This is a genomic window from Stygiolobus sp. CP850M, assembly GCF_037389425.1.
Classification (GTDB): domain Archaea; phylum Thermoproteota; class Thermoprotei_A; order Sulfolobales; family Sulfolobaceae; genus Stygiolobus.
The window spans coordinates 1-4489 of record NZ_JBBHKR010000071.1 but is presented as its reverse complement, the minus strand read 5'-3'; the positions used below and the strand labels follow the sequence as shown (position 1 = coordinate 4489).

General features: G+C 35.4%; 8 protein-coding genes. All 8 read right to left on the bottom strand.

Annotation, left to right across the window (positions count from 1 at the left end; genetic code table 11):
- Positions 1–174: 174 nt before the first annotated feature.
- The gene (cedA1, locus tag WIW89_RS09500) at positions 175–408 is read right to left on the bottom strand and encodes a DNA import protein CedA1 (RefSeq protein ID WP_337700674.1); all 234 of its coding nucleotides are present in this window, start codon (positions 406–408) and stop codon (positions 175–177) included.
- 26 nt (positions 409–434) lie between these two features.
- On the bottom strand, positions 435–983 hold the full coding sequence (gene cmk / locus WIW89_RS09495; protein WP_337709549.1) for a (d)CMP kinase: 549 nt from the start codon (positions 981–983) through the stop codon (positions 435–437).
- The gene (locus tag WIW89_RS09490; protein ID WP_337700678.1) at positions 983–1243 is read right to left on the bottom strand and encodes a 50S ribosomal protein L34e; all 261 of its coding nucleotides are present in this window, start codon (positions 1241–1243) and stop codon (positions 983–985) included. The genes cmk and WIW89_RS09490 overlap by 1 nt, the downstream gene beginning before the upstream one ends.
- Before the next feature lie 23 nt (positions 1244–1266).
- Positions 1267–1533, bottom strand: a complete 267-nt coding sequence (locus tag WIW89_RS09485) for a hypothetical protein (protein WP_337720579.1) — start codon at positions 1531–1533, stop codon at positions 1267–1269.
- A gap of 179 nt (positions 1534–1712) precedes the next feature.
- Positions 1713–2297, bottom strand: a complete 585-nt coding sequence (locus WIW89_RS09480; RefSeq protein WP_156005171.1) for an adenylate kinase — start codon at positions 2295–2297, stop codon at positions 1713–1715.
- A gap of 3 nt (positions 2298–2300) precedes the next feature.
- The gene (gene secY, locus WIW89_RS09475) at positions 2301–3692 is read right to left on the bottom strand and encodes a preprotein translocase subunit SecY (protein WP_337720578.1); all 1392 of its coding nucleotides are present in this window, start codon (positions 3690–3692) and stop codon (positions 2301–2303) included.
- A 16-nt stretch (positions 3693–3708) separates the two neighbouring features.
- The gene (locus tag WIW89_RS09470) at positions 3709–4143 is read right to left on the bottom strand and encodes an uL15 family ribosomal protein (RefSeq protein ID WP_337700683.1); all 435 of its coding nucleotides are present in this window, start codon (positions 4141–4143) and stop codon (positions 3709–3711) included.
- A 1-nt stretch (position 4144) separates the two neighbouring features.
- Positions 4145–4489, bottom strand: a 345-nt coding sequence (locus tag WIW89_RS09465) for a 50S ribosomal protein L30 (RefSeq protein WP_337720576.1), incomplete at its 5' end; no start/stop codon positions are given.

Genomic DNA, 4489 nt, shown 5'->3' with positions numbered 1-4489 from the left:
TAAGTAAATGCTATTCCATACTATCACGTAGATAGCATCCGTTATAAGTCTGGGAGCCCATTTTTTCACTCCATATATAGGAATAGGAAGGCCGTAAATTAAGGAACCTAAAAAATAGGTTAAAGTAGCAAGAAGTTGTGCATAATAAAGTATATCAAATATATTGTACATTTCTCACACCTGCGAGGCCACATATGATATTAGATAGAACACAGTACTCCCTATTGCTAAGAAGAAGGCGGCTATTATAGCATCTTCAAGAATATCTTGTCCTCCTCTTTTTATCCTAAATATAGGTATTGGCGAACCCCTGAGGGCCCACCCAACAGCCCACGCTAATATGAAGATACTCCAGCCTATTTCGGTTACTGTTCCAGTTAAGTTTGTTATAAAAGCTTCTAACGTCATTTCTTAGTCGAAAATATTACTTTATTTTAACGTGAGGGAGATAACTGAATCTGTTTTCCTTTTAGATACTCAACTATTACATTAACTATAGATGGCGGTGTAATGTTTTCAGTATTTATTACTAAATCAAAAACAGAGAGATCCAACATGTCTATACCATAATATCGTAAAAAACGGTCCCTATGACTTTCTTCCCTTTTTATTATTTGATCCAGAGCTTCAGCTTCTGTCATGTTATCTCTTTTGGCTACTCTCTGAGCCCTAGTATGTAGGGATGCTGTTAAGTACACGGTTAAATCCGAGTAGTTATGAAATAGCCATCCTGCAATATGGGATTCAACTACTAAGTTTTTGCTTGTTCTTATTATGTTAAATAACTCCATATCTACAGCTTTATCAATGTTAAAATCTTTTTCAGCCATTTTATTCAGTTCGATTAGTGATAACTTTTTCTCTTCTGCCATCTTTCTGAAAATCATTCCTGCTGAAACATATTCTATCTTTAAAGAACTAGCCAAAATCTTAGCTACAGATGACTTACCACTACCTGGAGGGCCACTTATTATTATTAACATCAAAACCCTCTTACTGCTAATTTTATTAATCTTTCTAAACAATCATGGCATAAATAACCTCCAAAAGGTCTCTCAGGCCTCTTTTCAGTTTTACTGTACTTATGAATCTTATTAGTTTTTACACCTCTTAAAGGCTTTTTACATATTGCACACAAGGCTTGTGAATTTTTCTTATCTTCATAATGAGTTACCGTTCTTCCTGAAGGTGTTCTAACCTGAACCCTTCTCAACGATCTTGACCTTTGCTGAGGAGAAGGCATATTTAAATGAATTTATCCTAAGTTTATAAAAGCTTTGGTCTCCTTAACGACAAGGGCGTAAACAGCAAGAATGACAGAATATAAACGAACAAGTTATTTATCTCGGGCTTACCGCTTATTGGGGGAGTGACTATAGTAGAGTATGGAAAATACACATAAGAAGGATATATATAGTTTAGAACTATTAATAAACCTACCATATAGACCATTATGACTGTTAATGATTGGAAGAACATATAATTTCTCAACTTGTTAGTATAAGTCTGAACTTCAGAAGATACTGCTCTCATTACTTTGTTTCTCCTTTTGTTAGAGGTGATAGAAGATATTCTATCTTCGTACTTTCTTATTAACAATATTGTTTTGGTCATTTTTGGATTTAAATAGAACCTATACCATAGATAGAGGATAAAATTAAATAAAAAAGATATTAAAAGTATTTCTAAAACTGTATAAAACATCTAGCAATTCACTTCATCGACCTTATTATTTCATTTGCAGCTATGCTCGGATCCCCTTCAGCGTTAATAACCACCTTCACAGTAGCTCCCACTAGCACAGCTGAGGCCATAGCAGCGTATCTAGCAAAGTTTATGGTCTCAATAATTACTTTCTCATCGCTGTAGTCTGTCCTGCTTCTCGTGGTGTCCCTTTTCTGTCTTTCAAGTATTAACCTAGGTTCCGCTTCAAGTAGGAATATAATATAGGGATTTATCTCTTCAATTACGTATTTCGGTAGCCCAGGCAGATAACCTGAAGGAGTTTTAATGACAGCGTGAGTGTCGATGAATAGCATACCATCTCCTCCTTCCTTTGCCTCTTTAGCAATGCCTTTAGCTGCATCAATTTGAAGTTGCCTCTGCTTCTCTACTGGAAGTTTTCTCATCTCATCTCTATTGTTTACATAACCAAGGCTTATTGCAGTCTTTAACATGAAGTCACCATAGTTGATTATCTTGTTATTTATACCTTCTTTATCTAAAATTTCCTTGACTTTTTGTAGAACGGTGGTTTTACCTACACCCGGAATACCAGTTACTATACCTATTTTCAACTCTCACTCACCAATAATTCTCTTTAATAACGGGTACATCTCTAGTGTCCTCTCATAGGCTAATAAATTATAGTATTGAACCGCTATAGTGACAGCTAATAACAATCCTACTCCAGTTCCATATACACCTAGAAATGTTGCTAACACAGCTATTACACCCACAATGAGTGAGCTGTAGAACCCTAACGGGTAAATATATTTAGCTAAGATAGATTCAATAACTTTCGGATTATTCCTCATACCCGGTATTTCTACTCCAGCTTCGACCATCTGTTGAGCTTGTGTGGCTGGATCCAACCCGGCAACATCGATCCATAGTATTCCGAAAACTATCGATAGGACTATAAATACAGCAGCATATATTACTGCACCTACCGGATCTAGAACTAAAGCATATACACTGTGAGGTATATTTGAAGGAGGGAAGAAGAAAGCATTAGCTATATCTCCTATTATTGTTCCAGCAGCAGAAGATACTCCAGAAGCTATTGAGGCAAATAATTCAAAATCAGCTCCCAGAACGCTTACAAATATAACTGGAATGCTACTTACATACAAGAAGTTTAAAGGAATGGTACTTCTTATACCCCTAAGTCTAGGACTAGTAACGGGAATTTGTACATTAATATTAGTTAAATAAATTATTAGCAAAATTAATGCAATAGTTGATATTAACCCTACTAGATCCGGCTGAAATGGTGTTGTTGTGTTAGTGTTTACAATTAAGTTAAGCAAATTCTTTCCAGATACAATATACGATACTAAAGTTGGGAAAAATCCAACTGGTAAATCTTGGTTTTGAACATTAGCTATTCCAAACATATCCCAGAACATTATTTTTGTTACACCAGCAAGAATGAACAAGCTTATCCCTGATCCTAAACCCCAACCTTTCTGAATCATTTCATCTAAGAGCAAAATTATGTATGTTGCTACTATTAATTGGGCAGTCACTATTGTTGCCAAGAGTAGGCTATTAGTAGCTTTTGTAAATACATATCCGAAAAGAGCTGACTCTACGATAATGAATATGAAAGCTAATCCCTTTTCAGCTTCAGTAAACTTAATCTGGTCTTCCTCATTTGCTAAATCCATCTCTATAAGTTTAGAACCAACAAGAATTTGCATTATAAGTCCTGACGTAATTATAGGACCTATTCCCAATTGGGCTAAAGTGCCTTGAGAAGATGCAAAGATTATTTGTTCAGCTAAAAAGTTACTTAAAAAAGAATTTGTAGATGAGACGCCATACAAGGGGATTGATGACATTACTAGATATACTATAAGAGCAATAAATGACCACATTAACTTTTGGCTCAAAGAAGGCTTTTGCTCAGGTTTAGTAACTGCTGGTAAGTATTCCCCTAATTTTTCTAAGAAGTCAACAAAACCCATTGCAATCTAAAAAGCCTTACTCCTTTGAGGTTAATATAATTTCTCCTCCTAATTGTTTGACCTTTTCGACAGCTTTTTCCGTAGCGTGTTTAACTTTTATTACAACCTTAGAAGTTAAACTACCACCAGCAAGTAACTTCTCATATCCATATTTCTCTAAATCTATTACTTGCTTACCATTTTCCTCTGTGGGTCTAATTGTCCCATTGTCTATTAAAGTTTGAAGTTTTCTTAAGTTAATTGAATTAATAACTTTAGATGTAGGATTCCTAAATCCATGTTTACCATACCAGCCTTCTCCATACTTAACTAACCAAGACCATTTCTCCTTATGCATTCCTATAGTTCTTCCACCTTCCGCACCTCTATCCCTATGCTGTCCTTTTGTTCCCCATCCATGTGTTCTGTATCCCCTATACTTCCTACTTTTCTTTTCTTTTCTTACTACCATCTTACACCATCCTCTTAATCAATTCATTAATTTTTTCTCCTCTATACCCAAACTCTCCATTTGAACCATAAGGTCTATTAACCTTTCCCTTAAATCCTCCTTTAGGAGGATGCAAAGTGATTGGAAGCTTAAAATAATTATCCAGCTTATTTAATTTCAGTTCGCCCTCTTTTACCTTCTTGACAAACTCTGTGTATCCACTTAGCTTCATAACCTTAGTCACAAACTCCTCATTTACCTTGTTCCCGTCAATAGTCTTCAGCCTTGTTAGCAATAAGTTTAAACCTTCATCATTTAGCTCTCCCCAAGTTATATAGGGAGCTGTCAATTTCAACATCCCCTCCAA